The sequence below is a fragment of the Pseudomonas sp. SORGH_AS_0211 genome (assembly GCF_031453455.1).
GTDB lineage: Bacteria > Pseudomonadota > Gammaproteobacteria > Pseudomonadales > Pseudomonadaceae > Chryseomonas > Chryseomonas aestiva.
Genome location: NZ_JAVIZV010000001.1, coordinates 386,680 through 413,381, shown reverse-complemented (window position 1 = coordinate 413,381; position 26,702 = coordinate 386,680). Strand labels below are relative to the sequence as shown.

The 26,702-nt window shown below is 66.9% G+C and carries 18 protein-coding genes and 1 pseudogene; 5 read left to right on the top strand and 14 right to left on the bottom strand.

Annotated features, from left to right (window positions below; genetic code table 11):
* A complete protein-coding gene (locus tag QE393_RS01875) occupies window positions 1-1,050 on the bottom strand; it encodes a hypothetical protein (RefSeq protein WP_310041795.1) in 1,050 nt (349 codons plus the stop codon).
* Between the two features lie 117 nt (window positions 1,051-1,167).
* Between QE393_RS01875 and QE393_RS01870 the strand changes: the two genes are divergently transcribed.
* Complete coding sequence (locus QE393_RS01870) at window positions 1,168-1,809, top strand: lipopolysaccharide kinase InaA family protein (protein ID WP_310041792.1); 642 nt, start codon at window positions 1,168-1,170, stop codon at window positions 1,807-1,809.
* Here the strand turns inward: QE393_RS01870 and QE393_RS01865 are convergent.
* From QE393_RS01865 to glnE, 13 genes are all read right to left on the bottom strand, one after another.
* On the bottom strand, window positions 1,806-2,984 hold the full coding sequence (locus tag QE393_RS01865; RefSeq protein WP_310041791.1) for an O-antigen ligase domain-containing protein: 1,179 nt from the start codon (window positions 2,982-2,984) through the stop codon (window positions 1,806-1,808). The genes QE393_RS01870 and QE393_RS01865 overlap by 4 nt on opposite strands.
* Window positions 2,978-3,739: a glycosyltransferase family 2 protein gene (locus QE393_RS01860; protein WP_310041789.1), complete on the bottom strand. Its 762-nt coding sequence runs from the start codon at window positions 3,737-3,739 to the stop codon at window positions 2,978-2,980. The genes QE393_RS01865 and QE393_RS01860 overlap by 7 nt, the downstream gene beginning before the upstream one ends.
* Window positions 3,740-3,789: 50 nt before the next feature.
* On the bottom strand, window positions 3,790-4,749 hold the full coding sequence (locus tag QE393_RS01855; RefSeq protein WP_310041788.1) for a glycosyltransferase: 960 nt from the start codon (window positions 4,747-4,749) through the stop codon (window positions 3,790-3,792).
* Window positions 4,746-5,879 carry a glycosyltransferase gene (locus tag QE393_RS01850; protein ID WP_133862982.1) on the bottom strand — a complete coding sequence of 378 codons (1,134 nt, stop codon included), beginning with the start codon at window positions 5,877-5,879 and terminating at the stop codon, window positions 4,746-4,748. Before QE393_RS01850 ends, QE393_RS01855 begins: the two co-directional genes overlap by 4 nt.
* On the bottom strand, window positions 5,876-7,618 hold the full coding sequence (locus tag QE393_RS01845) for a carbamoyltransferase (RefSeq protein ID WP_133862983.1): 1,743 nt from the start codon (window positions 7,616-7,618) through the stop codon (window positions 5,876-5,878). The genes QE393_RS01850 and QE393_RS01845 overlap by 4 nt, the downstream gene beginning before the upstream one ends.
* Before the next feature lie 186 nt (window positions 7,619-7,804).
* On the bottom strand, window positions 7,805-9,226 hold the full coding sequence (locus tag QE393_RS01840; protein ID WP_310041786.1) for a lipopolysaccharide kinase InaA family protein: 1,422 nt from the start codon (window positions 9,224-9,226) through the stop codon (window positions 7,805-7,807).
* Window positions 9,223-9,978 (bottom strand): lipopolysaccharide kinase InaA family protein, encoded by a 756-nt coding sequence (locus QE393_RS01835; protein WP_310041785.1) that lies wholly within the window; start codon window positions 9,976-9,978, stop codon window positions 9,223-9,225. The genes QE393_RS01840 and QE393_RS01835 overlap by 4 nt, the downstream gene beginning before the upstream one ends.
* The gene (locus QE393_RS01830) at window positions 9,975-10,706 is read right to left on the bottom strand and encodes a lipopolysaccharide kinase InaA family protein (RefSeq protein ID WP_310041782.1); all 732 of its coding nucleotides are present in this window, start codon (window positions 10,704-10,706) and stop codon (window positions 9,975-9,977) included. The genes QE393_RS01835 and QE393_RS01830 overlap by 4 nt, the downstream gene beginning before the upstream one ends.
* A complete protein-coding gene (gene rfaP, locus QE393_RS01825; RefSeq protein ID WP_310041780.1) occupies window positions 10,706-11,512 on the bottom strand; it encodes a lipopolysaccharide core heptose(I) kinase RfaP in 807 nt (268 codons plus the stop codon). Before rfaP ends, QE393_RS01830 begins: the two co-directional genes overlap by 1 nt.
* On the bottom strand, window positions 11,509-12,627 hold the full coding sequence (locus QE393_RS01820) for a glycosyltransferase family 4 protein (RefSeq protein ID WP_310041779.1): 1,119 nt from the start codon (window positions 12,625-12,627) through the stop codon (window positions 11,509-11,511). The genes rfaP and QE393_RS01820 overlap by 4 nt, the downstream gene beginning before the upstream one ends.
* Window positions 12,624-13,631, bottom strand: coding sequence for a lipopolysaccharide heptosyltransferase I (gene waaC / locus QE393_RS01815; protein WP_133862989.1), 1,008 nt, complete (start codon window positions 13,629-13,631; stop codon window positions 12,624-12,626). The genes QE393_RS01820 and waaC overlap by 4 nt, the downstream gene beginning before the upstream one ends.
* Window positions 13,632-14,666: a lipopolysaccharide heptosyltransferase II gene (gene waaF / locus QE393_RS01810; RefSeq protein WP_273809801.1), complete on the bottom strand. Its 1,035-nt coding sequence runs from the start codon at window positions 14,664-14,666 to the stop codon at window positions 13,632-13,634.
* A gap of 113 nt (window positions 14,667-14,779) precedes the next feature.
* Window positions 14,780-17,740 (bottom strand): bifunctional [glutamate--ammonia ligase]-adenylyl-L-tyrosine phosphorylase/[glutamate--ammonia-ligase] adenylyltransferase, encoded by a 2,961-nt coding sequence (gene glnE, locus QE393_RS01805; protein ID WP_310041776.1) that lies wholly within the window; start codon window positions 17,738-17,740, stop codon window positions 14,780-14,782.
* A 329-nt stretch (window positions 17,741-18,069) separates the two neighbouring features.
* Here glnE and aceE point away from each other — a divergent pair, with 329 nt between their 5' ends.
* The 4 genes and pseudogenes from aceE to msrA all read left to right on the top strand — a co-directional run bounded on the left by aceE (window position 18,070) and on the right by msrA (window position 26,360).
* Window positions 18,070-20,712 (top strand): pyruvate dehydrogenase (acetyl-transferring), homodimeric type, encoded by a 2,643-nt coding sequence (aceE, locus tag QE393_RS01800; RefSeq protein ID WP_273809804.1) that lies wholly within the window; start codon window positions 18,070-18,072, stop codon window positions 20,710-20,712.
* 28 nt (window positions 20,713-20,740) lie between these two features.
* A pseudogene (aceF, locus tag QE393_RS01795) lies at window positions 20,741-22,730 on the top strand (dihydrolipoyllysine-residue acetyltransferase).
* Window positions 22,731-23,012: 282 nt separating this feature from the next.
* Window positions 23,013-25,619 carry a bifunctional diguanylate cyclase/phosphodiesterase gene (locus tag QE393_RS01790; protein ID WP_273809807.1) on the top strand — a complete coding sequence of 869 codons (2,607 nt, stop codon included), beginning with the start codon at window positions 23,013-23,015 and terminating at the stop codon, window positions 25,617-25,619.
* An 81-nt stretch (window positions 25,620-25,700) separates the two neighbouring features.
* On the top strand, window positions 25,701-26,360 hold the full coding sequence (gene msrA, locus QE393_RS01785; RefSeq protein ID WP_158889466.1) for a peptide-methionine (S)-S-oxide reductase MsrA: 660 nt from the start codon (window positions 25,701-25,703) through the stop codon (window positions 26,358-26,360).
* Window positions 26,361-26,702: the final 342 nt, after the last annotated feature.

Sequence of the window (26,702 nt, the reverse complement as noted above, 5' to 3'; positions counted from 1 at the left end):
CTAGCCGCGCACCCGCTTGCGCAAGTAGTCGAGGGCCGCGCTGGCTTCGTCGGCCAGGTGCGGCCGCGGCAGGTCGTTGGGCCAGATGCCTTCGGCGAAGGCCTGGCGATCGCCGCCGCCGAGGCGCTCGCTCAGCGCCCGCTCCCACCAGACGTGGCGACAGGCACGAGCGTAGCTGTCCTGGGGCGCCAGGCAGCCGTAGAGCAGCTTGCGTCCCAGGCTCGCCCGCTGCTTGTCCAGTCCGGCCAGTTGCCACTTCACCCGCAGCCGGGTCCAGACATCGGGCAGCGGCTTGGTCAGGGGTACCTCCTGCCAGTGCTGCTGCAGCGCCGGCGAATAGTCCTCGCCATAGCGCTCGAAGAAGTGCGCCAGCATGAAATGCAGAAAGCGCTTTTCCGCGTAGTAGTGGCGCACGGGGCCGCGCGCCTCGCTGATGGCCAGATCCGCCAGGCTGAACGACAGGGCGATCTGCTCCAGGGTATGGACCTCCTCGTCGTGGCCATGCCAGTCGTCGATCAGGGCGATGGCCTGCTCGACCCGCGGCAGATGGACCCGCGCCAGACCGCAGACGCCGCTGTTGTAGAGCCGGGTCTCTTCCGCCGGCTCCTGGCCCCGCGCGGCCAGGGCCGCCGCGAAGCGGACGAATTCCGGGCGGGTACGGGCCTTGCGCCAGGACCACTCCTCGATGTCCAGCAGCCCGCGTCCGCTGTCGATGCCGTCGAACAGCGACGCCAGTGGCGCCTGGACCACGGTGTCGCTGTCCAGAAACAGGGTCTTGTCGGCCCGCGGCAAGGCCCAGGCGATGGCGCAGGCCTTGCTGCGATGCAGATAGCCGTGCTGCCCCTGCCACTCCCTGAGTGTCGCGACCTCGATGGCCATTACGTCCACCGGCCAGCCGCGGTAGTCCTGCGGCCGATCGGTCAGGATACGGAGGGCGATGTCCTGGCCCTGCCGCCAGTGCAGGGCGCTGAGCAGGCTGAACTTCAGCTCCTGCCGATAGGCCTGGGCACCGCCGTAGACGAAATACAGGAGTTGACGTGTTGGGCGCATGTAAAGCTGCCGGCAAAAATCTGATTCTAGCAACAAGCGGCCGGATAGGTCGCAGGGGTCACTTCACAGCCTGCCACCTTCGGGTAACATGCACGCCCTGACGTTGACGGGTCCTGCATGAAGCCTCTCGAACATTCGCGCTATCTCGAATTGCGCGACGCCGCCCAGGTAGTGGAAGCCGATCACCATGGCGACAAGGTCCTGCGCCTCACCGATGGCAGCTATCTCAAGCTCTTTCGCCGCAAGCGACTGCTGACCTCGGCGGCGCTGTTTCCCTATGCCCAGCGCTTTGCCGACAACGCCCGCCAACTGGCCGAGCGCGGCATTCCCTGTCCGCAGGTTCTGGAGGTCTATCGCGCCGCCTCGCTGCAGCGCGATCTGGTGCACTACAGCCCCCTGCCGGGCGCCACCCTGCGCCAGCTACGTAGCTCGAGCGAGGCCGCGGCGCTGCGCCCCGCCCTGGGTCGCTTCATCGCCGAATTGCACGACAGTGGCGTCTACTTCCGCTCGCTGCACCTGGGCAACGTGGTGCTCACGCCGGAAGGCGAACTGGGCCTGATCGACATCGCCGATCTGCGCTGTCATGCGCGGCGTCTGCCGCTGCGCCTGCGGGTGCGCAACTTCCATCACCTGCTGCGCTACGGCGAAGACCGAGACTGGCTGTTCGAGCCCGGTCGCGAACCCTTCCTCAGGGCCTATGCCGAAGCCTGCCGCCAGCCCCTGGACTGGCGCGAACTCGACCGGCAGCTACAGGACTAGACCGGCACCGCCTGTCCCAGCGCCAGCTTGCGCCGGCGCTGCACCTCGGCCCCGACGATCATCGCCGCGGGCAACAGCACCAGCGGCCACAATTCGTCCGGATTGCCGATCAGCTTGGCGCCGTCGAAGTTGAGCATCAGCAGGGCCACGGCCAGATAGAGTCCCCAGGGATCGCGCTGGCGCAGGGCCGCGCCCAGGCTGGCCAGCATCAGCACGCCGAAGATCAGCAGCGACACCAGGCCGGTGTAGATGCCGAAGGAGACGAAGATGTTGTGCGGGTGCTGGATGGCCTCGGTGCCGTGCAGCAGGTCGTGACTCTGGTAACCCAGGCCGCAGCCCAGCCACCAGCCGCAGGACTCCCAGTCCTTGATCATGAAGTGGAACAGTTCGATGCGTCCGGAATCCGCCCGGCCCCAGAAGGCGACGAACCAGGCTTCGGTGTGCACCACCTGGACCACCCCGGCGATCAAGGCACTGACCAGGACCACCAGCGCCAGGGTGCGCAGCGGAAAGCGCGGAAAGGCGAAGAGCACGCCGAGGGCGGCCAGGAAGCCGATGCCCACCAGGCCGGTGCGGGTCTGCAGGGCGAAGGAGATGCCGACGATGCTGACCACCACCGCCGCCAGCAGCTCGATCCAGCGCCGCTCGCGGATCCAGGTGGGCGCGGCCAGGCCGCCCAGGCAGACCATCCAGATGCTCACATAGATGGGATTGGAGATGCGTCCCGGCAGGTGGATGACCCGCTGGCCGACGGCATAGTGGCCGGTCAGCCAGAACACCAGGCTGGAGCCCACGGCATAGGCGCAGACCACCCAGAAGGCCAGGCGTACGAGGCCGGGGCGACGAAAGAAGTCGCCATCCACCAGGCAGGCCACGGTCAGCACGAACAGCAGCACATAGAGGATGTGCTTGAAGAACTGCCCCTCCTCGGCCCGTGCCCCCGGCACGATGAACCAGGCGAGAAACACCAGCCAGAGCAGCAGCAGCGGCGAGCGCCAGTCGATCAGCCGCGGCCGTAGCACGAAGAGGATCAGCGCCGGCAGGGCGATCGCCGCATAGAAGTAGCTGTTGATCGACTTGGCCGTGGGGATGCACAGGTAGGCGGCCATGAACACCAGCACCGCCAGGGTGAAATAACGACTCTGCTGCAGGCGATCGAGCAAGGGGGTCACCACAACAGGGCTCCCAGGAGTGCGCCGACCAGGAAGGCCAGTGCCAGTTTGATGCGTTCCATCCGCCGGCGCTTCTGCTTGTCGCTGCGGTCCTTGTCGCTGACCGCGTGCTGGCCGAAACCAGTGTGCAGCACGGCATCGTTTTCCAGGATCAGCGCATAACGATTTACTTCGGCATAGCGCCGGGACAGCTCCTTCTCGCCGCTCAACTCGCCATAGGGGGCGTGCAGCAGGTAGTCGGCGCGCCGGCGCAGGCCGGGATTGAAGGAAAAGCCCTGCCATTCGGGCTTGTGCGAGCCGACTTCATGGAAGGCGATGCCGGCATGCACCTGCCGCGGCTTGAGATAGACGTAGGGGCTGTGGATCGCCAGGTCATGGGCATGGCTGCGCAGCCAGACCTGCAGTGCCTGGGGATCGGCCTCCAGCAACGCCTGGGAATCCTCGATGAAGCCGGGGCGATAGAAGGCCCAGTCGTCTTCGCAGTGGAAGATCCAGCTGGTCTCGACCCGACCATAGGCGGCATCGACGCTGCGCATCTGGCCAAGCTTGGGATTGTTGACGATGAACTCGGTGTGTTCGCGCCAATGGGCGGGGATGCAGTCCCGTACCGCCTCGTCACCGGAATCCTCGGTGATGAAGACCCGGCGGATGGGCGCGGTGTTGAATTCGTCGAAGGTCGCCAGCGTCTGCCGGAGCAGGTCGAAGCGCCCGCAACTGGTGACGACCACGGAGATGTCGCTGTCGGCGGAAAACTGCATGTTCTACCCTTTCTGCCAGTTGAGTCGAAAGCCGGACCTCGTGCGGCGCATCAGCGTCCCAGCCTGCCGAGCAGACGGTGCAGGAACCCCGGAGCGACTGCCGGTCGCAGCGCTGGGGTTATAGCCGAAACGATGCGCGCACCCAAGTGGCCGAAAGCGAAAGAGTGACGCGCCAGGGCCTCTCCAGCCCTGGCGATGGCCGCGGCGTGCGCCGGATCGCCGCGCAGCCGCGCGAGTTTCTCGCGCAACTCGTCCAGCGAGCGATAGAGCACCACGTTGACGCCATCCGCGAAACCCAGGGCGCGGTTCTCTTCTTCGCCCTGATCGAAGGTGAAGAGCACGCAGCCGCAGGCCATGGCCTCGAAGTTCTTGATCATGTATTCACCCATGCCGACATCGGCGCCAACGAAGAAGCGGATGCGGTTGAGGGTCTGCAAATATTCATCGCCCGAGCGGGTCTTGGTGATCAGCAGCGGCTCGACCTGGGCCAGGTCTTCCAGCAACTGCTTGCGCCCGCTGTAGGCCACGCTGCCGAGGCTGCCGACGAAGCCCAGTTCGATATCGCGTTCGAGCCCCAGGTCGCGCAGCCGGCTGTCGTCGTAGCCCTTGGGCACGAAAACCGCGTCTACCCCCTCCTCCTGTAGCCGCCGCGCCACGCCGGCGCCGGAGACCAGCACCCGGACATGGGGCATGGCGCGGTAGTAGCGGCTGAATTTGCCGGTGTACTTGCAGGGGATGAAATTCTGGTAGGCGTCGTGCTCCAGCTCCACCAGATTGGGCAGGCTGCGGATGAAGGCGACCTGCCTGAGCTGCTTCTTGAATCTCAGAAACAGCAGGATGCGATCGTATTGCTCGGGCTGGGGCACCGCGCGGCGGAAATAGCCGCGCAGGTCGGCCTGCTCCTCGTCACTCAGCCAGCGCAGATCGCAGTCGCAGTGGGCGGCGATGCTGGCATAGAAGTGGTCCAGCAGGATGCGTTGCTCCTTCTGGACCAGGAACAGGACTTTCACGGCGCCGGGGCCTTGAAGGCGGCGACCATCGGCAGGCGCCAGAAGTCGCGGCGCACGGCCTCGTCGGAGAAGCGTTCGGCCAGGCGCTCGCGCATGTGCTGCACGCAGGCGCGTCTCTGGCTCGGCGCCAGGCGGCCCAGGTGCTGCAGGCCCTGGCCGAGGGCTTCGGCGTCACCCAGGGGAAAGAGGAAGCCCACCCCCTCGACGATCTCCCGGGCGCCGCCGCAGGAGGTGGCGATCAGGGGGACGCCGGCGGCCATGGCCTCCAGCAGGACCATGCCGAAGGGCTCGTGGTCGGAACTGAGGGCGAAGACGTCGAACGCCTTGAAATAGCGCCGGGCGCCGTCCACCTGACCCAGGAACAGTACCCGGTCGGCGATGGCCAGCTCGCGGGCCAGGTCCTTGAGGTCTTCTTCCAGGCGGCCCTTGCCGAGGATCGCCAGCAGGGCATTGGCCGGCAGATTCGGCAGGGCGGCGGCGAAGCCGCGTAGCAGGGTGGCCTGGTCCTTGTCCGGATGCAGGCGCCCGACGTTGCCGACGATCCAGGCGTCCTGGGGCAGCTTGAGCCCGGCGCGGGCCTCGTCGGCCGGCAGCAGTTCGCGTTCCACCGCCTCGACGTCCAGACGGTTGTAGAGGGTCTCGATGCGCTCGGCCGGCCAGTCCTTGAGGCGCTGGCGCAACTCGTCGCGCACCGCGTCGGAGACGCCCAGCAGGGTCAGGCGCTTGCTCATTAGCTTGGCGAACAGCCGCCGGCCGAGCCGGTCGTAGTCGCCAAAGGCATGGTGGACGCCGATCACCGGCAGATTGGTGGCCAGGCAGGCGATCCAGATCGGCTTGAACCTATGGGCGATGACGAAGCGGATACCGCGCGAGCGGACGATCTCGCGCAGCGCCTGGATGGCGCCGAGCTTGAGACCCCGCACGTCCTTGGAGGAGTACTCCAGGAACAGCACCTCGTCGCTGCCGCAGCCGGCGGCCACCTCGGCATCGGCCGTGCCGGTGAGAAAGACCGTGGTGACGCGATAGCCGCTGCCCGCGAAGAGGCTGGCGGTCTGGCGGGCGCAGTCGAGGAAGGGACCGTCGTAGCCATGACAGAACTGCAGCACCCGCGGTTCGGCGGAACGCGTCATAGGCCGGCCCCCTCCTTGATCACCAGGACGTCTTCCATGATCAGGTACTGCAGGTCCGAGCCGAAGAACATGTTCAGGGCATCGGTGGGCGAGCAGACCATGGGTTCGCCGCGGCGGTTGAGCGAGGTATTGAGGGAGACGCCGTTGCCGGTGAGCTTTTCCAGCTCGACCATGAGGTCGTACCAGCGCGGATTGTGCCGGCGCTCCAGCACCTGGGCGCGGGAGGTGCCGTCTTCGTGGACCACCTCGGGTACCCGGCTCTTCCATTCCTCGTTGACCTCGAAGGTAAAGGTCATGAAGGGCGAGGGATGGTCGACCTTGAGCATCTGCGGCGCCACGGTATCGAGCATGGACGGGCAGAACGGCCGCCAGCGCTCGCGGAACTTGATCTGGGCGTTGATCCGATCGGCCACGCCCGGCACGCTGGGGCAGCCGATGATGGAGCGACCGCCCAGGGCGCGCGGACCGAATTCCAGGCGACCCTGGAACCAGGCCACCGGATTGCCGGCCACCATGATCTCGGCGATGCGCTGGGGCATGTTGTCGATCCGCTCCCACTTGGGTGCGTTGGGATGGCGGGCGCAGGCGGCGATGACGTCTTCGTTGCTGTAGCCGGGGCCGAGATAGACGTGCTCCATCTTCTCCACCGGCACGCCACGGGCGTGGGAGACGTAGGCGGCAGCGCCGACGGCGGTGCCGGCGTCGCCCGAGGCGGGCTGGACGAACAGCTCCTTGACCTCGGGACGGGCGATGATCTTCTGGTTGAGCTTGACGTTGAGCGCGCAGCCGCCGGCAAAGGCGATCTTGCCGGTCTGGCGGATGATGTCGCCCAGGTAGTAGTCCATCATCTCCAGCGCCAGGCGTTCGAACAGCGCCTGCATGCTGGCGGCGTAGTGGATGTAGGGATCGTCGGCGATGTCGCCTTCACGCTTGGGCCCCAGCCACTCGATTAGCTTGGGCGAGAAGTAGTAGCCCTTGCCCTTTTCCTTGTAGCGGCGGAAGCCGATGACGTTGGCGTAGTCGGTGTTGATGATCAGCTCGCCGTTCTCGAATTTCGCCAGGCGCGAGAAATCGTACTTGCTGGCATCGCCATAGGGCGCCATGCCCATGACCTTGAATTCGCCATCGAGCATCTCGAAGCCGAGGAATTCGGTGAGGGCGCCATAGAGGCCACCCAGGGAGTCCGGGTCGTAGAACTCCTTGATCTTGTGGATCTTGCCGTTCTCGCCATAGCCGAAGAAGGTGGTGGCGTACTCGCCCTTGCCGTCGATGCCGAGGATCGCGGTCTTTTCGCTGAAACCCGAGCAGTGATAGGCACTGGAGGCATGGGCCAGGTGGTGCTCGACGGCTTCCAGCTTGACCTTCTTCAGGTCGAAGCCGAGCTGCACCAGGCACCATTCGATGCGCTTCTGGTAGCGGTGGTAGCGACGATTGCCGAACAGGATGGCGTCCAGGGCACGATCCGGGGCGTAGGCGTAACGCTTGGCATAATGCCAGCGGGCTTCGCCGAAGAGACTGATGGGCGCATAGGGAATGGCCACCACGTCGACGTCGGCGGGGCTGATCCCGGCCTGTTCCAGGCAGAACTTGGCCGACTCGTAGGGCATGCGATTCTTGGCATGCTTGTCGCGCACGAAGCGTTCTTCTTCCACCGCGGCGATCAGCTTGCCGTCGATATAGAGCGCGGCGGAGGGATCGTGGCTGAGGGCGCCGGACAGGCCAAGGACGGTCAGGGACACAGGTAAAGCCTCTGTACAGGGCGAAGCCAGAGGAGTTCGCCGGGGTTTCGCGAGGCCGCTGCAGGCCCGCCTCGCCTCAAAAACGGCGAATTATAGCCGTTCAGGCAGGCCACGGGTAATGGCCGCACGCCGGAGCGGGGCCTAGCGCACGGCGATTCAGCCCCGGTACAGATGGCGGGTCGGCGCTCAGGCCGGCGGCAGACGCTCGTCGAGCAGGCGATGCAGGGCGCTGTCGGCCGGCCAGTTGCGCAGCAGCCGGGCGCGGTCGCGGGCATAGGCGGCGGCGTAGGCGCGGTCGCTGGCATGGGCCTGGAGGGCGTCGAGGTCGATCACCAGCCAGCGACCTTCATGCCAGATCAGGTTGGTGCCCTTGAAATCGCCATGGCCGAGGCGCTCGCGACGCAGGGTCTCGACCAGTGCCAGCAGGGCCTCCAGCTCGACCGCGGGCGGCGCCGATTCCACATAGGGCGCGAAGCGCTCCAGTAGATTGGGTCCGTCGACGAAGGGCGTGACCAGATAGGCGCGCCCGCGCAGGCCGAGAAAGCGGCGCTCGCGCACGGCCAGCGGCTCGGGGGTGGGAATGCCGAGGAACCGCAGCCGATGGCCTTCGCGCCAGCTGTGCCAGGCTCGACTCGGTCGCCAGAAGCGCGTCAGCCAGTGGCCGAAGCCCTTGATGTTGTATCTCTTGAGCACCAGGTCCTGGTCCTGCCACTGCACGCGGGCCACGGTGGCGGCGCCGCCGTCCTTGAAGGTCGGCAGGCCGGCCAGGGCGGCATCGGGATCGGCCAGCAGGCCTTCCAGGCGACTCAGCCAGGTGCGCCGCACGGCGATGAGGCCGAAGGCGCTGCGGGTAACGGCGAACAGAGTGCATTCCCGGCCGCTCTTCTTCAGGTAGTCGGCCAGGCGCCAGCGGCGGATCTCGGCGATACGCGCCAGCAGGGCTTCCAGGCGCAGGGCGTGTTCGGCATTGACCAGCAGGTAGTGGATCAGCAGCTCTTCCAGCTGGGCATCCAGGGCGGCCGGCAACTGGGCGAAGAATACCGCCAGGTTCTCCTGCACCCGCGCCTGGGACAGCGGCTGGCCGACGGTCTCGGCCTGGATGTCCGCCGCGTCTATGACCAGGGCGGCGCCGTCCTTGACCAGCAGGTTGTCCAGGTGCAGATCGGCTTGCCAGAGCCCCTGGGCATGCAGCCGCGCCAGGGTGGCGAGGGCTGCGCCGAGCAACGCGTCCTGTGCCGGCGACAGGGGCGGCTCGGTGGCGATCGGCTGCCAGAGCTGCTCGACGCTGGGCGCCGCCTCGATGAAGTCGAACAGCAGCCAGGCGCCCTGCCCGCTCGCCTCGCCGCTGTCCAGCAGCGCGGGGGTCGGCGCCGCGGCGGCCGCCAGCAGGCGACAGCCCTCGCGCTCGCGGGCGAATTGCCGACTCGCGCGTTCGCCGACCAGCAGCTTGGCCAGCACCCGCCGGCCCTGCCAGAGCGCCTCGCCGACATAGCGCTGACCGGGCAGCACCCTGAGCAGCGACAGCAGTTCCAGCTCGCCACTGGGCAATTCGATACGTAGCGGCAGGACTGGCGCACGGCCGGCCTTGGTTAGTTGCTCCAGGGTCATGCCTTGCGCTCCTTGTGGCGGCGACGCCCGGCCAGGTGCCGCCCCCAGTCACGCACGGCGGCGCTGTCCAGCGGCTGGTCAAGATAGCTCGCCAGCAGGCGGGCGATGTCCTGCTCGCTCCATTGCGGCGCGCGGCGCAGCAGGGGTTCGAGATCGCGTAGGCGATCGCGTCGGCCGAACAGCAGCGGCCGGGTCTTTTCCAGATCGATCAGCCGTGCGACCAGGCCTTCGCCCTGGCGCTGCAGGAACAGGTGCTTGGGATAGAAGCAGCCGTGCACCTGGCCGGCGCCGTGCAGCTGGCGAGCCAACTCGCCGACGGCGACCAGCACCGCCTGGCGCTCCTCGGGAGCCAGGTGCGCCCAGACGCGCAGCCAGCTGTCGAGATCGCGCCAGTCATCCAGGGCCCGGGTCAGCAGGATGGCGCGCCAACCCTGCTCATCGCGGCGCTCGCCATAATAGGCCAGCTCCAGCGCCGGGATGCCGCGCTCGGCGTAGCGGCGGATGTTGCGACTCTCACGAGCGAAGGTCGGCTCGCCCAGCGGGCGGGCCAGGGTGCGGGTCAGGTAGTCGCGCTGGCGCTTGAGGTAGTAGCCCCGGCCGGCGATATCCAGGCGAAACACCTGGCTGAAGCCGCCGCGACCCTGGTTGGGTTCATCCACCGCGGTCAGCTCCAGCGTCCACAGCGCCTCGAAACCGTCCAGGCCCTGGCCGGCCAGCACGGCCCGATCCTCGGCCGCCCACACCTCGTTCATTCCCGCCCCTTGAAATAGTCCAGCACCTCGCGGATGCGCCCCTTGTCGTTGTCGCTGAGGCGCGCGCGACCGCGGTATTGCAGATAGAACCTGAGGCGCTGGGTGCGCGACAGCTGGTACTTGGCCACCTTGTCCAGGCAGGCCAGGTCCTTGACGATGCGCCAGCGCAGCCAGTGGCCGACCCAGAAGGCGCCGGCCGGGCAGTCGATGAGATAGAGCACGCCCTGGCCATCCACCAGCAGGTTGCGCCACTTGAGATCGTTATGGACGAAATGGTGGTCGTGCAGGGTACGGGTCGCCGCGGCCAGCTGACGGCTGACGTTGTCCACCCACACCCGGTCGCGCAGCCGCGGATCCGCGCGCCTGGCCAGTTCGGCGAGGTCCAGGGTATCGGGAATCTCGCGGGTGATCATGGCGCCGCGGGTGAAGCCCCGGGGCGAGCGCTCCATCCCCCAGGCCACCACCGGCGCGGTGGCGATGCCCCACTTGGCGAAACGCTTGAGATTCTGCCATTCGGCCTTGACCCGCGGCCGCCCGACATAGCGCCGCAGGCCCTTGCCGGCGCCGTGGTAGCGCTTGACGTAATAGCGGATGCCGTCGCGCTCGATGCGCACCACTTCCGACAGCGGATCGCTGGTCAGGCGTTCGCCGCCGAGGGCGAACACCGCCTCCAGGGTGGCGAATTCGGGCAGGTGGGCGACGCTGGAATCGATGCGCCAGTCAGCCATCAGAGCCGGTCCCCGTAGCGTTCCTTGCGTTCCACCAAGGCGGCGGCCTTGCGCTCCAGCCGCGCCAGCAGCGGCGCCTCGTCGCGCAGGATCTCGCGCAGCGGCCGCTGGAAATAGCCGCGCAGGAAGCGCAGGAAGTCGCGTCGCGTCAGGTCGATGCCCAGGGCGGAGAAATACAGCCCGGCCAGGTCCTTGTCGCGCCAGCGCCGGGGCACCTGGGTGCGGCACTGGGCGCGGTGCAGGTCGATCAGCCAGAGTCGCAGAGTGGCCACGCTGACCGGCTGCGCGGTGTCGAGCAGGAAATGACAGATGTAGCAGTCGCGATGGTTGACGCCCGCCCGGTGCATGGCCCCGGTCATGCGCGCCACCTCGGCGATCAGCGCCCGCTTGAGCAGGGGCTCGGGCGGCTGGCGGAGCCAGTCGAGACTGAAGTCTTCGAGACTGACGGTGGGCGCCAGCTCCTCGGTAATGATGAAAGAGTGCTGGGTCGCCGGATTGGCGCCACGCTCGCCAAAGGCCACGGCGGTCATGGTCGGCACGCCGACCTGGTGCAGCCGCTCGATGGCCTGCCATTCCTGGCGCGCACCCAGCACCGGCTGCTTGGCCTGCAGCAGATTCTTGGCGATCTCGCCCCAGCCGATGCCGCGGTGGATCTTGACGAAGTAGCCACGACCGGCCACCTCGGTGCGCAGGGTGCGGCGTCCGTCCAGCTCGCGATAGACCTGACCCTGCAGGGCCTCCACGGCGACGAAGGGATCCTGGCCGGCCCAGAGGCTGGCGAAGGGCTCACGCAATTCCAGGGTCATGCCACCCCCAGGATGACATCGGCGGCGCGTTCGGGCAGCGAATAGAGATCGGCGCTGGCGGCGAAGGCCAGGCCATTGCGGCCCTGCACCGCGCGGCGCTCGGGATCGGCCAGCAGCTCGGCGAGCATCCTGTCCAGCGTCTCCTGGACGAAGGGTGACGGCACCACCGCGCCGGCGCGGGCCTCGTCGATGTAGTGGGCATAGCCGCAGACGTCGGTGACCAGCACCGGCAGCCCGGCGACCAGCGCCTCCAGCAGCACGGTGCCGGTGTTCTCGTTGTAGGCCGGATGGATCAGCAGGTCGGCGCCAAGCAGGAAGCGCGGGATATCGCTGCGGCCCTTGAGGATCTCGACCCGGTCACTCACGCCCAGGGCCTTGGCCTGGAGGAGGAAGGGCTTGGGATCGTCCTGGCCGATGGCGAACAGCCGGGTGCGGCGACGCAACTCCCTGGGCAGGGACGCCAGGGCGCGCAGGCTGCGATCCAGGCCCTTGGTCTTGAAGCCGGAACCGATCTGCACCAGCAGCAGCTCGCCCTCCTCCAGTCCGAATTCGCGACGGAAGTCGGCACGGATCTCGGCGGCATTGGCCGGCGCGCGCCGGTCGGCGGCGATACCCGGCGGCAGCAGGTGGAAACGCCCTGCGGGCGTCCCGTAGTGCTTGACGAACAGCGGCTGCTGCACCTCGGAGATCATCAGGATCTCGGTCGACGACTCGGGCGCGAACACCGCGCGTTCGTATTCGGCGAAATGGCGATAGCGACCCCACTGGCGATACAGCGGATTGCGCAGGGTCTGGGCCTTGTCCTCGAAGCAGGGATCGGCGGCGTAATAGACGTCCAGCCCCGGCATCTTGTTGAAGCCGATCACCCGATCCACCGGATCGCGGGCGAGGTCGGCCTGCAGCCAGGCGTGGAATTTCTCGTTGCGGCGGTGATTGAACAGCGCGCTGACCCTGGCCACCCGCACGTCGAAGCCCTCCGGCACCGGGCCCTCCCAGATCAGGGTGTAGACGCGGATGGCATGGCCCCGGCGCTGGCACTCCTGGGCGATGCGCAGGAAGTCCCGCTGCAGGCCGCCAAAGGGAAAGTACTTGTAGAGCACGAAAGCCAGGGTCATGCGGGGAGGTCTTCCAACAGCAGGGTTTCCAGTTCCAGTTCGACCCGTTCCGGGGTCAGGGCGGCGAGACTGGCCGATGGCTGATCGCGCGGCTCGTCGGTGCCGTCCAGGCCGACGGCGCTCAGGTGCACCTGGGAACGGCCATAGGCGCCGACCTTCTTCGGACTGGTCGGGCCATAGAGCGACACGGTGGGCACGTCCAGGGCCGCGGCCAGATGACCCAGGCCGGTATCCACCGCCACGCAGGCACGGGCGCCGGCCAGCACCTTGGCCACCCCGGCGAGATTCAGTCGCGGCAGTACCTGGACGCCATCCAGGCCGTCGGCGATGCGTTCGGCACGGGCATGTTCCGCCTCGTTGCCCCACAGCAGTCGCACCGGCCAGTCCAGCTGGCTCATGCGCTCGGCCAGTTCGCGCCAGTGGGCCTCGGGCCAGTGCTTGCTGACCCAGGTGGTGCCGTGCAGGAACACCACATAGGGCGTCTCGTTGGGGCCGGCCAGGCGTTGCCGATCCAGGCCGTAGTCACCCACGCCCGCCGGCAGCGGATAGTCCAGGGCCTGGGCGAACAGCTGGCGGATCCGCTCCAGGGCGTGCTGCCCCTTGGCGACATGATAGCGCTCGTCATAGAAGCGGCTGGCCAGGGGCTCGCGCGCGGAGTTGCGGTCGAGACCGGCCACCGGTGCCTCGGCGTAGCGGGTCAGCCAGGCACTCTTGAGCAGGCCCTGGGCATCGATCACCCGGTCATAGCGCTGCTCGCGCACGCGCGCCTTGAATTCGCCCCACTCGCCACTGGCCCAGGCGGAAAAGGGCTGCTTGCGCCAGCGGCGCAGGGCCACCGGGATCACCTGGCTCACGGCCGGGTGCCAGGCGGGAATCTCGGCGAAGCCCTCCTCCACCACCCAGTCGAAGCAGATGCCGGGGATGGCCCGGGCCGCATCGGTCAGCGCCGGCAGGGTATGGATTACATCGCCGAGGGAGGAGGTCTTGATCAGCAGCACGCGCATCTAGCCCACCTCGATCGGATCGGCGACCAGGCGGCCGAGCGCCTCTTGCACCAGGCTCGGCTGCAGCAGGCGCAGGCAATCGTAATGGCCGAAGCGGCAGGTACGGTCGAAGCAGGGACTGCACTCCAGCCCCAGGCGCACCACCTCGACCTGGCTGGCCAGCGGCGGCGTGAAGCCCGGCGAGGTGGAGCCATAGACCGCCACCAGCGGGCGATCCAGGGCAGCGGCCACGTGCATCAGGCCGGAATCGTTGCTGATGACCGCACCGGCACAGGAGAGCAAATCGATGGCCTCGGCCAGGGAGGTGCGCCCGGCCAGGTTGTAGACATCTTCCTCGAAGCCGGGGGTGACCCACTCGCGGATCTCTTCGCCACCGGGGGCGTCCTTCTGCGAGCCGAACAGCCAGACCTGCCAGCCCTGACGCAGCCGGGCGTCGGCCACGGCGGCGTAGTGCTCGGCAGGCCAGCGCTTGGCCTCGCCGAATTCGGCGCCCGGACAGAGCGCCAGCACCGGCCGGTCCAGGCTCAGGCCGAAGCGCTCCAGGGCGGCGTCACGGCTGGCCGGGTCGATGGCCAGCCGTGGCTTGGGATAGGGTTTGGGCAACTCCGCACCGGGCGCGTAAGCCAGCGCCATGAAGCGCTCGATCATCAGCGGATAGCGCGCTTTGTCGAGGGTGCGGATGTCGTTGAGCAGGCCGAATCTCATCTCGCCACGCCAGCCGGTGCGCGTGGGAATACCGGCGAAATAGGGCACCAGCGCCGACTTCAGCGAGTTGGGCAACAGGATCGCCTGGTCATAGCGACCGCGCAGCTGCTGGCCGATGCGCCGGCGGGTGGCCAGCTCGAAGGCGCCGTGGCCGAGGGGAAAGCTCAGGGCTTCGCGCACCTCGGGCATACGCTCGAGCAGCGGGCGACTCCACTCGGGGGCGAGGACGTCGATCTGGCAGTCGGGGTGCTGGCGATTGAGGCAGACGAAGAGGGTCTGCGCCATCACCATGTCGCCGACCCAACTGGGTCCGATGATCAGAATATTCATGCTGGAAGGCGATCGGCACCTAGCGGGTGGCCGACTCCCACTCCCTCAGGCCCGGTCTGATCGAAAGCTCGCGCACGGACATCGACATCTTGCCTCTCCTTACTGATGGCGGCCTAAAGGGTGGCCGGATTGCCGGACGGCGTGTCCAGCCCCAGGCCGTGCCAGATACGGCGCACTTCGTCGCGCTCGGCGAGAAAGCCGTCGGCCGGCACCTTGCCCGGCTGCTTCTGCAGCACCAGACGGTGCAGCGCGGCGCGATAGACCTTGTAGGCTTCGCGCAGGGCAATGGCGTCCGTGGCCGGTACCAGACCAGCCGCCTCGAGGGATTCCAGGATGCGGATGTTGTCAGGAAAACGCAGCAATTCGGGATGCTGCCACGACCAGGCCAGAACGGCATATTGGACCATAAATTCGATATCGACGATACCGCCGGCATCCTGCTTGAGGTCGAACCGCTGCTCCGGCCGGCGCGCGTTCGGCCCCAGTCCGCCGGCGGTCACCGCGGTGCCAAGGTTGTCGAGCATCTTGTCGCGCATGCCGGCCACGTCGGCCTGCAGGGTCGCGAGCTCCCGCTGCCGACCGAGAATACGCGCCCGCACCTCGTCGAAGCGCTCGCCAAGCCGCGGGCAACCCGCCACCACCCGCGCGCGCACCAGGGCCTGGTGTTCCCAGGTCCAGGCCTCGCTCTGCTGGTAGCGCTCGAAGGCCTCCAGCGAACTCACCAGCAGCCCCGCCGCGCCGGACGGTCGCAGGCGCATGTCCACCTCGTAAAGGGTGCCCACCGGGGTGGTGGTGGTGAGCAGGTGGATGATGCGCTGGCCGAGGCGATTGAAGAACTGGGCGCCGTCCATGGGCTTGGCACCATCGGTCTCGGCCAGGGGATCGGCGTCGTGGATGAACACCAGGTCGAGGTCCGAGCCGTGGCCGAGTTCGATGCCGCCGACCTTGCCGTAGCCGACGATGACGAAGTCCGGCTGGCAGGGCGAGCCGTCGCGTCGCTGCGGCGTGCCATGGCGCTGCACCAGCTGGCGCCACGCCAGGCCGAACACCTCCTCGAGGATCACCTCGGCGAGCCAGGTGAGGTAGTCGCTGACCTTCATCAGCGGCAGGCTGCCGGCGATTTCCGCCGCCGCCACCCGCAGGCTGTGGGCGCGCTTGAAGTGACGCAGCACGTCCATCTGCTGCTCGAGGTCCTCTTCGGGCAGGCGCATCAGGCGCTCGCGCAGTTCGGCGGCCAGTTCCGGCTTCTGCGGCGGATGATAGAGCCGACCTTCGTTGAGCAATTCGTCGAGCAGCGCCGGATAGCGGGTGATCTGTTCGGCCACCCAGGCACTGGCGCCGCAGAGCTCCAGCAGCCGCGCCAGGGCTGGCGGATTCTCGCTGAGCAGGACCAGGTAAGCGGAGCGTCGCGCCACCGCCTCCACCAGCGGCAGCACCCGCTCCAGCGCTCGATCGGGTTGCTCGTCGGCGCTGACCGCATCCAGCAACCGCGGCATGAAGGCATCCAGGCGCTCGCGACCGGCGCGCTGCATGGCCCGCACCTGCCCGCTGGCCCGCAGGCTGGCCAGCAACTCCAGCGCCTGCTCCGGCGCCTGGAAGCCCGCCGCGCGCAGTCGCGCCAGGCACTCCTCGGGGTCGAGCAGGTCCTCCCACAGCGGCAGCCAGCTGTCTTCCAGCTCGGCGCTCTGGGTCTCCTCCTCGGGATCGGCGATGGTCTGCTGGAAGTGCCAGTCGATGCGCTGGCGCCAGTCTCCGAGGGCCGTACTGAATTCGTCCCAGTCGGCATAGCCCATGAGGAAAGCGACCCGCGCCCGGCCCTGGGGATCCACCGGCAGGGTCTGGGTCTGCTGGTCGGCGATGGCCTGCAGCCCATGCTCGACATAGCGCAGGAAGCAATAGCCCTCGCGCAACTCGGCTTCGGCCGCGGCCGGCAGGTAGTCGCGCTCGCGCAGACTGGTCAGCACCCTGAGCAGCGGCCGCTGCTGCAGTGCCGGATCGCGCCCGCCGTGGATCAGCTGGTAGGCCTGGGCGATGAATTCCACTTCGCGGATGCCGCCCGCGCCTAGCTTGACGTTGTCGGTCATGCCGCGCCGGCGCACCTCCTGGCGGATCAGCTGCTTCATGCTGCGCAGGGCTTCGATGGCGGAGAAATCCAGATAGCGCCGATAGACGAAGGGTCGCAGCAGGGTCAGCAACTCGGCACCGCTGGCCTGATCGCCGCCGACCACCCGTGCCTTGATCATGGCGTAGCGTTCCCAGTCGCGGCCCTGGTCCTGGTAATAGAGCTCCATGGCGGCAAAGCTAAGCACCAGGGCGCCGGCGCTGCCATAGGGCCGCAGGCGCATGTCGACGCGAAAGACGAAACCCTCCACCGTAGTGGCGTCCAGCGCCTTGATCAGTCGCTGCCCGAGGCGGGTGAAGAATTCCTGGTTGTCCTGCTCGCGCCGCGCGCCGCGCGTCTCCCCGCCCTCGCCATAGGCGAAGATCAGGTCGATGTCGGACGACAGATTCAGCTCTCCTGCGCCCAGCTTGCCCATGCCCAGCACCACCAGCTGCTGGGGCTGACCGCTGTGGCGTCCGGTCGGCACGCCGAACTGGCTGCACTGCTGGGCATAGAGCCAGGCGCAGGCCTGGTCGATGCAGGCGTCGGCCAGGTCGCTGAGGTCGCGGCAGGTCTCCACCAGGTCGGCGCGCCGGGTCAGGTCGCGCCAGACGATGCGCACCTGCTGCAGCATGCGAAAACGCCGCAGCCGGCGCCCCAGCTCGGCTTCGTCCGGGCAGGCGGCCAAGGCCTCGCGCAGGCGCTGCGCCATGGCGCCCGGCGCCAGCGACAGCTCCAGATCGCCGCTGTCGACCAGCGCCAGGCAGGACTCGGGCAGGCGGCAGAACTGCTCGACGACGAAATCACTGAGGGCCGCCACCCGCCGCCAGTCGGCACGCAGCGGCGCGGACCAGTTCGCCTGGCGGGCCGCCGCCACGGGCAGCGGGGCCAGGGCGTCGGCCAGGCGCCGGTCGGCGAGCTCGGCACAGGCGACAAGAGTCGGAGGCAGTTCGGGACGAAGGAGGGGTATCATGGGCAGTCCTGCGCAGGGACGGTCGAACCCCACCACCCTGCCGCGAACCCCATGCCAGGGACATTCCGACGGACCACCTGGTCCGAGCGGGAACCGTTTTCTCGTCCGCGGTTCGGAGTTCGCGAGCCCTCGAGCAGCGCGTTCGACAAACGTCGAATTGTTTTTTATCCCATTACAGCTCGGAGCTGAAACGGATTTGAATTTGTAGTAAAACTACACGCCGATCGGAACCGTCCGGTCATAAATCCAAGAATTTTCGCTGCCCCCAAGAGGCCGGCGGCGACCCTGAGGCGACCGATTTTGGAAGCCTTTCCGCCCTGGAGCAAGCCATGCAAGATCTCGATCCCGTCGAAACCCAGGAATGGCTGGACGCCCTGGAGTCCGTCCTCGACCACGAAGGCGAGGAGCGCGTTCATTATCTGATGACCCGCATGGGCGAACTGGCTACCCGCAGTGGTACCCAGCTGCCCTACTCCATCAATACCCCCTATCGCAACACCATTCCAGTGACCAGGGAAGCCCATATGCCGGGCGACCTGTTCATGGAGCGACGCATCCGCTCGCTGGTTCGCTGGAACGCCCTGGCGATGGTCATGCGCGCCAACCTCAAGGATCCGGATCTGGGTGGTCACATCTCCACCTTCGCCTCCAGCGCCACCCTCTATGACATCGGCTTCAACTATTTCTGGAAGGCGCCCAACGAAGAGCACGGCGGCGACCTGATCTACTACCAGGGCCACGCTTCCCCCGGCGTCTACGCCCGTGCCTTCCTGGAAGGCCGCCTCTCCGAAGACCAGATGAACAACTTCCGTCAGGAAGTGGACGGCAAGGGCCTGTCGAGCTACCCGCACCCGCACCTGATGCCCGACTTCTGGCAGTTCCCGACCGTGTCCATGGGTCTAGGCCCGATCACCGCCATCTACCAGGCCCGCTTCATGAAGTACCTGGAGAACCGCGGCTACATCCCCGCCGGCAAGCAGAAGGTTTGGTGCTTCATCGGCGACGGCGAGTGCGACGAGCCGGAAACCCTGGGCGCCATCTCCCTGGCCGGCCGCGAGAACCTCGACAACCTGATCTTCGTCATCAACTGCAACCTGCAGCGCCTCGACGGCCCGGTCCGCGGCAACGGCAAGATCGTCCAGGAACTGGAAGGCATCTTCCGTGGCGCCGACTGGAACGTCACCAAGGTCCTCTGGGGCCGCATGTGGGATCCGCTGTTCGCCCGCGACACCGAAGGCCGCATGCAGCAGCGCATGGACGCCGTGGTCGATGGTGAATACCAGAACTACAAGGCCAAGGACGGTGCCTATGTGCGCAAGCACTTCTTCGGCGCCAACCCCGAGCTGCTGAAGATGGTCGAGGACCTGTCCGACGACGAGATCTGGAAGCTCAACCGTGGCGGTCACGACCCCTACAAGGTCTATGCGGCCTACCACCAGGCGGTCAACCACAAGGGCCAGCCCACCGTCATCCTGGCCAAGACCATCAAGGGCTACGGCACCGGTGCGGGCGAAGCCAAGAACACCGCGCACAACACCAAGAAGGTGGATGTGGAGTCGCTGAAGAAATTCCGCGATCGCTTCGACATCCCGCTGAACGATTCCCAGCTCAGCGAACTGCCCTTCTATCGTCCGGCCGACGACAGCGCCGAGATGAAGTACCTGATGAGTCGTCGCGAGTCCCTGGGCGGTCACCTGCCCCAGCGTCGCGCGCGCAGCCTGAGCATCCCCACCCCGCCCCTGGAGACCCTGAAGGCGGTGCTGGACGGCTCCGGCGATCGCGAGATCTCCACCACCATGGCCTTCGGCCGCATCCTGTCGCAACTGGTCAAGGACAAGGACCTGGGCAAGCGCATCGTGCCCATCCTCGCCGACGAGGCCCGTACCTTCGGCATGGAAGGCATGTTCCGCCAGCTGGGCATCTACTCGCCCCACGGTCAGCTCTATGAGCCGGTCGATCGCGACCAGGTGATGTACTACCGCGAAGAGAAGGACGGCCAGATCCTCCAGGAAGGCCTCAACGAGGCCGGCGCCATGTCCTCCTTCATCGCTGCCGGTACCGCCTACAGCAACTACAACCAGCCCATGCTGCCGGTCTACATCTTCTATTCGATGTTCGGCTTCCAGCGTATCGGCGACCTGGCCTGGGCGGCGGGCGATGCCCAGACCCGCGGCTTCCTGCTGGGCGGCACCTCCGGCCGTACCACCCTGAACGGCGAAGGCCTGCAGCACGAGGACGGTCACAGCCACATCCTGGCCGGCACCATCCCCAACTGCCGCAGCTACGATCCCACCTATGCCTACGAGCTGGCGGTGATCATGCGCGAAGGCATCCATCAGATGATGGAACTGCAGCAGAGCGTCTTCTACTACATCACCGTGATGAACGAGAACTACCAGCAGCCGGCCATGCCCCAGGGTGTCGAGGAAGGCATCATCAAGGGCATGTACCTGCTGGAAGAGGAAAAAGGCGACTTCAAGCACCGCGTCCAGCTGCTGGGCTCGGGCACCATCCTCAACGAGGTCCGCGCCGCGGCGAGCCTGCTGCGCGAGATGGGTGTCGGCGCCGACATCTGGAGCGTCACCAGCTTCAACGAACTGCGCCGCGAAGGCCTGGCCGTCGACCGCTGGAACCGCCTGCACCCGCTGGAAGAGCGCCGCCTGACCTACGTCGAGCAGTGCCTGGGCGAGCGCCAGGGTCCGGTCATCGCCTCCACCGACTACATGAAGCTGTTCGCCGACCAGATCCGCCAGTGGGTCCCCACCGAATTCCAGGTGCTGGGTACCGACGGTTTCGGTCGCAGCGACAGCCGCAAGAAGCTGCGTGATCATTTCGAGGTCGACCGTCGCTGGGTCGCCGTCGCCGCTCTGCAGGCGCTGGCCAACCAAGGCAAGCTGGAACGCAAGGTCGTGGCCGACGCCATCACCAAGTTCGGCATTGACACCGAGAAGCGCAATCCCCTGGATTGCTGATGCGGCACACGGATAAGAGGAAACAACTGTGAGCGAGACCATCCGCGTACCCGACATCGGCAGTGGCGACGGCGAAGTCATCGAGCTGCTGGTGAAGGTCGGCGATACCGTCGAGGCCGAACAGAGCCTGGTGGTGCTGGAGTCCGACAAGGCCAGCATGGAGATTCCGGCCCCCAAGGCCGGCAAGATCGCCGCCCTGCACATCAAGGTCGGCGACACCCTCAAGACCGGTGATCTGCTGATCGACCTGGAAGGCGAGGACGCCGCCACCGGCAGCGAACCCGCCGCCGAGCCCAAGGCCGAGTCCAAGCAGACCCAGGTCGAGGAAAGCGAAACCCCGACGCCGGCCGGCGACGAGGACGCTTCGGCGTCCGCCGGCGAAGGCGAGTCCCAGGAAATTCACGTTCCGGACATCGGCTCCAGCGGCAAGGCCAGCATCATCGAGGTGGCGGTCAAGCCCGGCGACACCATCGCCGCCGAGCAGACGCTGATCACCCTGGAATCCGACAAGGCCAGCATGGAAATCCCCTCCCCCGCCGCCGGCGTGGTGGAGAGCGTTTCCGTCAAGGTCGGCGACGAAGTGGGCACCGGCGATCTGATCCTGGTCCTCAAGGGCGCAGCCAATGCCAAGCCGAGCAAGAGCGTCGAATCCAAGGCCGGCGACAAGCCCGCCAAGGAAGCCGCCGAACCCGAGCTGCACGAGGAAGCCGCCGCCGAGCCGGCTGGTGAATCGGTCGAGGAGATCAAGGTCCCCGACATCGGCTCCACCGGCAGTGCCAACGTCATCGAGGTGCTGGTCAAGGCCGGTGACCAGGTCAAGGCCGAGCAGTCGCTGATCGTGCTGGAGTCCGACAAGGCCAGCATGGAAATCCCGGCGCCCAAGGCGGGCGTGGTGGAAAGCGTCGCCATCAAGGTCAATGACCAGGCCAAGACCGGCGATCTGATCCTGACCCTGAAGGTGGCCGGTGCCGTGCCCAAGCAGGCGGCCAAGCCGGCTGCCGGCAACGCCGCCGCCAGCGCGCCGTCTGCCGAGAAGAAAGCCGAGGCTCCGGCCAAGGCCGCCGCTCCCGCCAGCGCACCTGCCGCCGGCAAGGGCAAGAAGGTCCATGCCGGTCCGGCCGTACGCATGGTCGCCCGCGAGTTCGGCGTCGATCTGGGCGAGGTCACCCCGACCGGTCCCAAGGGTCGCATTCTCAAGGAAGACGTCCAGACCTACGTCAAGGATCAGCTGCAGAAGAGCAAGGCGGCTCCGGCCGCGGCTGCAGGGGCCACCGGTGGCGCCGGCATCCCGCCGATTCCCACCGTGGACTTCAGCAAGTTCGGCGAGATCGAAGAGGTGCCGATGACGCGCCTCATGCAGGTCGGCGCCAACAACCTGCATCGCAGCTGGCTGAACGTGCCCCACGTCACCCAGTTCGACCAGTCCGACGTGACCGATCTGGAAGCCTTCCGGGTCGGCCAGAAAGCCGTGGCGGAAAAGGCCGGCGTCAAGCTGACCATCCTGCCGTTCCTGCTCAAGGCCTGCGCCCATGTGCTCAGGGAACTGCCGGACTTCAACGCCTCCCTGGCCCCCAGCGGCAAGGCGGTGATCCGCAAGAAGTACGTGCACATCGGCTTCGCCGTGGACACCCCGGACGGCCTGCTGGTCCCGGTCATCCGCAACGTCGACCCAGAAGAGCCTCCTGCAACTCGCCGCCGAAGCCGCCCAGCTGGCGGAAAAGGCGCGGACCAAGAAGCTCAGCGGTGACGACATGCAGGGCGCCTGCTTCACCATCTCCAGCCTGGGTCACATCGGCGGTACCGGCTTCACGCCGATCGTCAATGCTCCGGAAGTGGCGATCCTCGGGGTGTCCAAGGCCAGCATGCAGCCGGTCTGGGACGGCAAGGCCTTCCAGCCGCGCCTGATGCTGCCGCTGTCGCTGTCCTACGATCACCGCGTGATCAACGGGGCTGCCGCCGCGCGCTTCACCAAGCGCCTGGGCGATCTGCTGGCGGAAATCCGTAGCCTGCTGCTGTAAGCCGCCACAGGACGGTAACGGCTTCCCGCTACCGTCTTCCGGTGTAGCGCAAGAACCCCGCTCAGGCGGGGTTTTTGCTGCCAGATCAACCGAAAGATCCAGGAAAAAGGTAGGATGGGCGCCCCGAGTGCCGCCCCTTGCATGGGCCCACCTCTATCGGGCAACCTTGACAGCCATCCCAGCGTGCTGGCGAGGCGGAAAGGAAAAAGGATTAATGATTTGTCTGTCCTTTCCGATAAACCTAGGACATCTTTCCGTCTTCACAAGGACGCGGACCCTCGCATGAGTATTCACTCCGATGCTGCCGATGCCGCGGTAGCCGATCAGGCGGGCGCGCTCAGCGCTCCCGCCCGATTGGGCTTGCTGCGCTTCGAGCGTCTGAATGAAGCCTCCTGGGCGATGCTCTATCTCGATTCCCGCTGTGAAGCCAGCCTTGGCCTGCCCGCCCAGGCGCTGTGCTCGCTCATCGATGCCCCCTATGCCAGCCTGATGGAGCCCAGCGTCCGTCATCGCCTGCACGAAGACATCCAGCTGCAACTCGCCGAGCACGGCAGCTATCAGGTGCGCTACCTGTTCCACTCCCCTACGGCCCCGTACCAGGTGGTCGAGGTGGGCGAAAGCCTGCAGCGCCATGGTCGCCCCCTGCTGCGCGGCTATCTGCTGCGGGTGATGAACGACGATGCCCTGGCCGGCGAATGGGAAGCCCACAACCTGGCCCTGCGCTCCACCCTGGCACTTCTGCAGGACAGCCAGGACCACAGCCAGCAACGGCTGGGGATGGCCCAGGCGCGGCAGACCCTGCTGCTCGAGCTGTCCCGGCTGGCCCTGCGCCAGGCACCGGTCGACGACGAACTGGTGCAACTGCTGCGTGCAGAGGGCCCGGCCGCCTTTGCCGCGGACGAACTCGGCCTGTGGCGTTACGAGGGCAATGGCCTCGTCACCCTGTGCAAGGAAGAGCGCCTGCCGACGCTGTGCAGCGACCACCGGCGCCGGTTGCGCGAGCAGGGCGTGATCGAAGACGCCAGTCAGGTGCTGCACCCGCCCCATACCGGGGGCGGAACGGCGCTGGACGTGGCGCTGCTGCATGACAATCAGCTGATCGGTCTGCTCTGCCTGCGACGGGACCGTGCGGCCACCTGGGAAGCCGAGGACGTCACCTTCGCCCGCAGCCTGGCGGAGTGCCTGGCCGCCCTCCTCCAGCAGCCGGAGCGCCTGCCCAAGGTCCCCCACCCCCTGACCCGGGTGATGGAAGCCAGCAACGATGCCTTCCTGCTGCTGGATGCCGGCGGTTGCCTGGAGCACGCCACCGACAGCTTCGCGCGGATCACCGGATACCCCATCGGCAAGCTGCAGGGCCTGCACGTCGAATCCCTGCCAGCCCTGGAAAACTGGGGCGAGCTGCTCTACGAAGCCTGGCAGCGGTTGGCGCACCAGGACAGCTGGCAAGGCGAACTGCGCTGCTATCGTCGCGACGGCGAGACCTACTGGGGCCAGCTGTCGCTGTCCAAGATCCAGCAGCCCAATGGCGACCTGCAGGGCTATCTGGGCATCTTCCAGGACACCAGCAAGACCCGCTTCGCCCAGCAGCACAACGACGAACTGGTGTTTCGCGACAGCCTCACCGGGCTGGCCAACCGCAACCACTTCATCGCCCGGCTGGAAGCGCGCCTGGAGCAGTCCAGTCCGAGCCGCGAACACTCGCTGCTACTGGTGGACGTCGACAATTTCAAGAGAGTCAACGACAGCCTCGGTCATCGCATCGGCGACCAGTTGCTGGTGGGTCTGGCCCGGCGCCTGCGCAGCGCCCTGGGCAAGGGCGCACTGATCGCCCGCATCGCCAGCAACGAATTCGCCGTGCTGCTCGAAGGCATGGACGCGGTATCCGCTGACAGCCTGGCCCGCGACACCCTGGTGGCCCTGGATCCGCCACTCTATGTGGAGGGCCACCCGACCCTGATCAGTTGCTCGATCGGCCTGACCACCGCGCGGCCGCACGAGACCGATCCGCAGACCCTGATCAAGCACGCCGGCCTCGCCCTGCACAGAGCCAAGGCCACCGGCGGCCATCAGGTCCAGGTGTTCACCGAGGCGCTGATCGCCGAGGCCAGCAACAAGCTGTTCGTGCAGAACAACCTGCGCCGTGCCCTGGAACAGAACGAACTGCTGGTGCACTACCAGCCCAAGGTCTGCCTGAAACGCGCCAAGCTACTCGGCCTGGAAGCCCTGATCCGCTGGCAGCACCCGGAAAAGGGCATGATCCGCCCGGACCAGTTCATCAGCATCGCCGAGGAAACCGGGCTCATCGTGCCCATCGGCAAATGGGTCATCCGCGAGGTCTGCCGCCAGCTGCATCGCCTCGACGCCGCCGGCTTCGACGATCTGCAGATCGCCATCAACCTGTCGCCCAAGCAATTCACCGATCCCGACTTGGTGCAGTCCTTTGTCACCATCCTCGACGAGGAGGGCATCGCGCCCAAGCGTCTGGAGCTGGAACTGACCGAAAGCCTCTTGCTGGATGCCACCGACGCCACCCGCAACACCCTCGAAGCCCTCAAGCGCCTGGGCATGAGCCTGGCGATGGATGACTTCGGCACCGGTTATTCGTCGCTCAGCTACTTGAAAAAATTCCCCATCGACGTCATCAAGATCGACAGGAGTTTCATCAAGGACATCCCGGACAACCAGGACGACATGGAAATCACCTCCGCGGTGATCGCCATGGCCCACAACCTGCGGCTGCAGGTGGTTGCCGAGGGCATCGAGACGACCGAACAGCTGGCTTTCCTGCGCCACCATCGCTGCGATATCGGCCAGGGCTATCTGTTCGACAAGCCCATCCCGGCCGACCAGCTCGACGCCGCCCTGGCGCGTTACCTGCCGACGCGCTGACCCGCCGCGCGGACTCGACCCCGCTGCTGCGATTTTGCGTACACTGAGCTTTTCGCCTGGCCCTTTCCCTCGAGGTATCCCATGGTCCTGCGTTCCGAAATCCTGACCAAGAAGACTCATCTGCCCGCCGCCGAGCAGGCGCTGCCCGGCCGCGAGACGGCCATGGCCGTGCCCGCGGCCCACTATGTCAACGGCAATCCGTTGCAAGGCCCCTTCCCTACCGGTCTGCAGAGTCTGGTGGTGGGCATGGGCTGCTTCTGGGGCGTCGAGCGGCGCTTCTGGCAACAGCCAGGCGTCTGGACCACGGCGGCGGGCTATGCCGGCGGCCATACCCCCAATCCGACCTACGAAGAGGTGTGCTCGGGCCTGACCGGTCATACCGAGGTGGTGCTGGTGGTGTTCGATCCGGCCCAGACCTCGCTGGAGGCGCTGCTGAAGATCTTCTGGGAAGCCCACGATCCGACCCAGGGCATGCGCCAGGGCAACGACGTCGGCACCCAGTATCGCTCGGCGCTGTATTACACCGACGACAGTCAGCGGGAAGCCTTCGAAGCCAGTCAGGCCGCCTTCCAGGCGCAACTGGCCGAGGCCGGTTATGGCGAGATCACCACCGAGATCGCCCCGCTGCCGCCCTTCTACTACGCCGAGGCCTATCACCAGCAGTACCTGGCCAAGAATCCCAACGGCTATTGCGGCCTGGCCGGTACCGGCGTCTGCCTGCCGCCCAGCCTGGCGGTCTGATCCCGAGCCGCCTCAACCCCAATCCGTAGGTTGGGTTGAGCGCAGCGAAGCCCAACAGCCCCAGGCTCGACTCCGCTCTGTTGGGCTTCGGCGGTAGAGCTGCCTCAACCCAACCTACGCCAACGTTGCTCGTAGGTTGGGTTGAGCGCAGCGAAGCCCAACGCTGCCCAGGCTCGATTCCGCCCTGTTGGGCTTCGGCGATGAGGCGGCCTCAACCCAACCTACGCCAAACCATCCCGTAGGTTGGGTTGAGCGCAGCGAAGCCCAACGTTGCCCGGGCGCGATTCCGCCCTGTTGGGCTTCGGCGATGGAGCCGCCTCAACCCAACCTACGCCACGCTGC

Excerpts from the sequence above, each read along its gene's own strand:
- QE393_RS01875 (WP_310041795.1), bottom strand. The coding sequence starts at position 1,050 with ATGCGCCCAACACGTCAACTCCTGTATTTCGTCTACGGCGGTGCCCAG.
- QE393_RS01870 (WP_310041792.1), top strand. The coding sequence starts at position 1,168 with ATGAAGCCTCTCGAACATTCGCGCTATCTCGAATTGCGCGACGCCGCC.
- QE393_RS01860 (WP_310041789.1), bottom strand. The coding sequence starts at position 3,739 with ATGCAGTTTTCCGCCGACAGCGACATCTCCGTGGTCGTCACCAGTTGC.
- QE393_RS01850 (WP_133862982.1), bottom strand. The coding sequence starts at position 5,879 with ATGACGCGTTCCGCCGAACCGCGGGTGCTGCAGTTCTGTCATGGCTAC.
- QE393_RS01840 (WP_310041786.1), bottom strand. The coding sequence starts at position 9,226 with ATGACCCTGGAGCAACTAACCAAGGCCGGCCGTGCGCCAGTCCTGCCG.
- QE393_RS01835 (WP_310041785.1), bottom strand. The coding sequence starts at position 9,978 with ATGAACGAGGTGTGGGCGGCCGAGGATCGGGCCGTGCTGGCCGGCCAG.
- QE393_RS01830 (WP_310041782.1), bottom strand. The coding sequence starts at position 10,706 with ATGGCTGACTGGCGCATCGATTCCAGCGTCGCCCACCTGCCCGAATTC.
- rfaP (WP_310041780.1), bottom strand. The coding sequence starts at position 11,512 with ATGACCCTGGAATTGCGTGAGCCCTTCGCCAGCCTCTGGGCCGGCCAG.
- QE393_RS01820 (WP_310041779.1), bottom strand. The coding sequence starts at position 12,627 with ATGACCCTGGCTTTCGTGCTCTACAAGTACTTTCCCTTTGGCGGCCTG.
- waaC (WP_133862989.1), bottom strand. The coding sequence starts at position 13,631 with ATGCGCGTGCTGCTGATCAAGACCTCCTCCCTCGGCGATGTAATCCAT.
- waaF (WP_273809801.1), bottom strand. The coding sequence starts at position 14,666 with ATGAATATTCTGATCATCGGACCCAGTTGGGTCGGCGACATGGTGATG.
- glnE (WP_310041776.1), bottom strand. The coding sequence starts at position 17,740 with ATGATACCCCTCCTTCGTCCCGAACTGCCTCCGACTCTTGTCGCCTGT.
- aceE (WP_273809804.1), top strand. The coding sequence starts at position 18,070 with ATGCAAGATCTCGATCCCGTCGAAACCCAGGAATGGCTGGACGCCCTG.
- QE393_RS01790 (WP_273809807.1), top strand. The coding sequence starts at position 23,013 with ATGAGTATTCACTCCGATGCTGCCGATGCCGCGGTAGCCGATCAGGCG.
- msrA (WP_158889466.1), top strand. The coding sequence starts at position 25,701 with ATGGTCCTGCGTTCCGAAATCCTGACCAAGAAGACTCATCTGCCCGCC.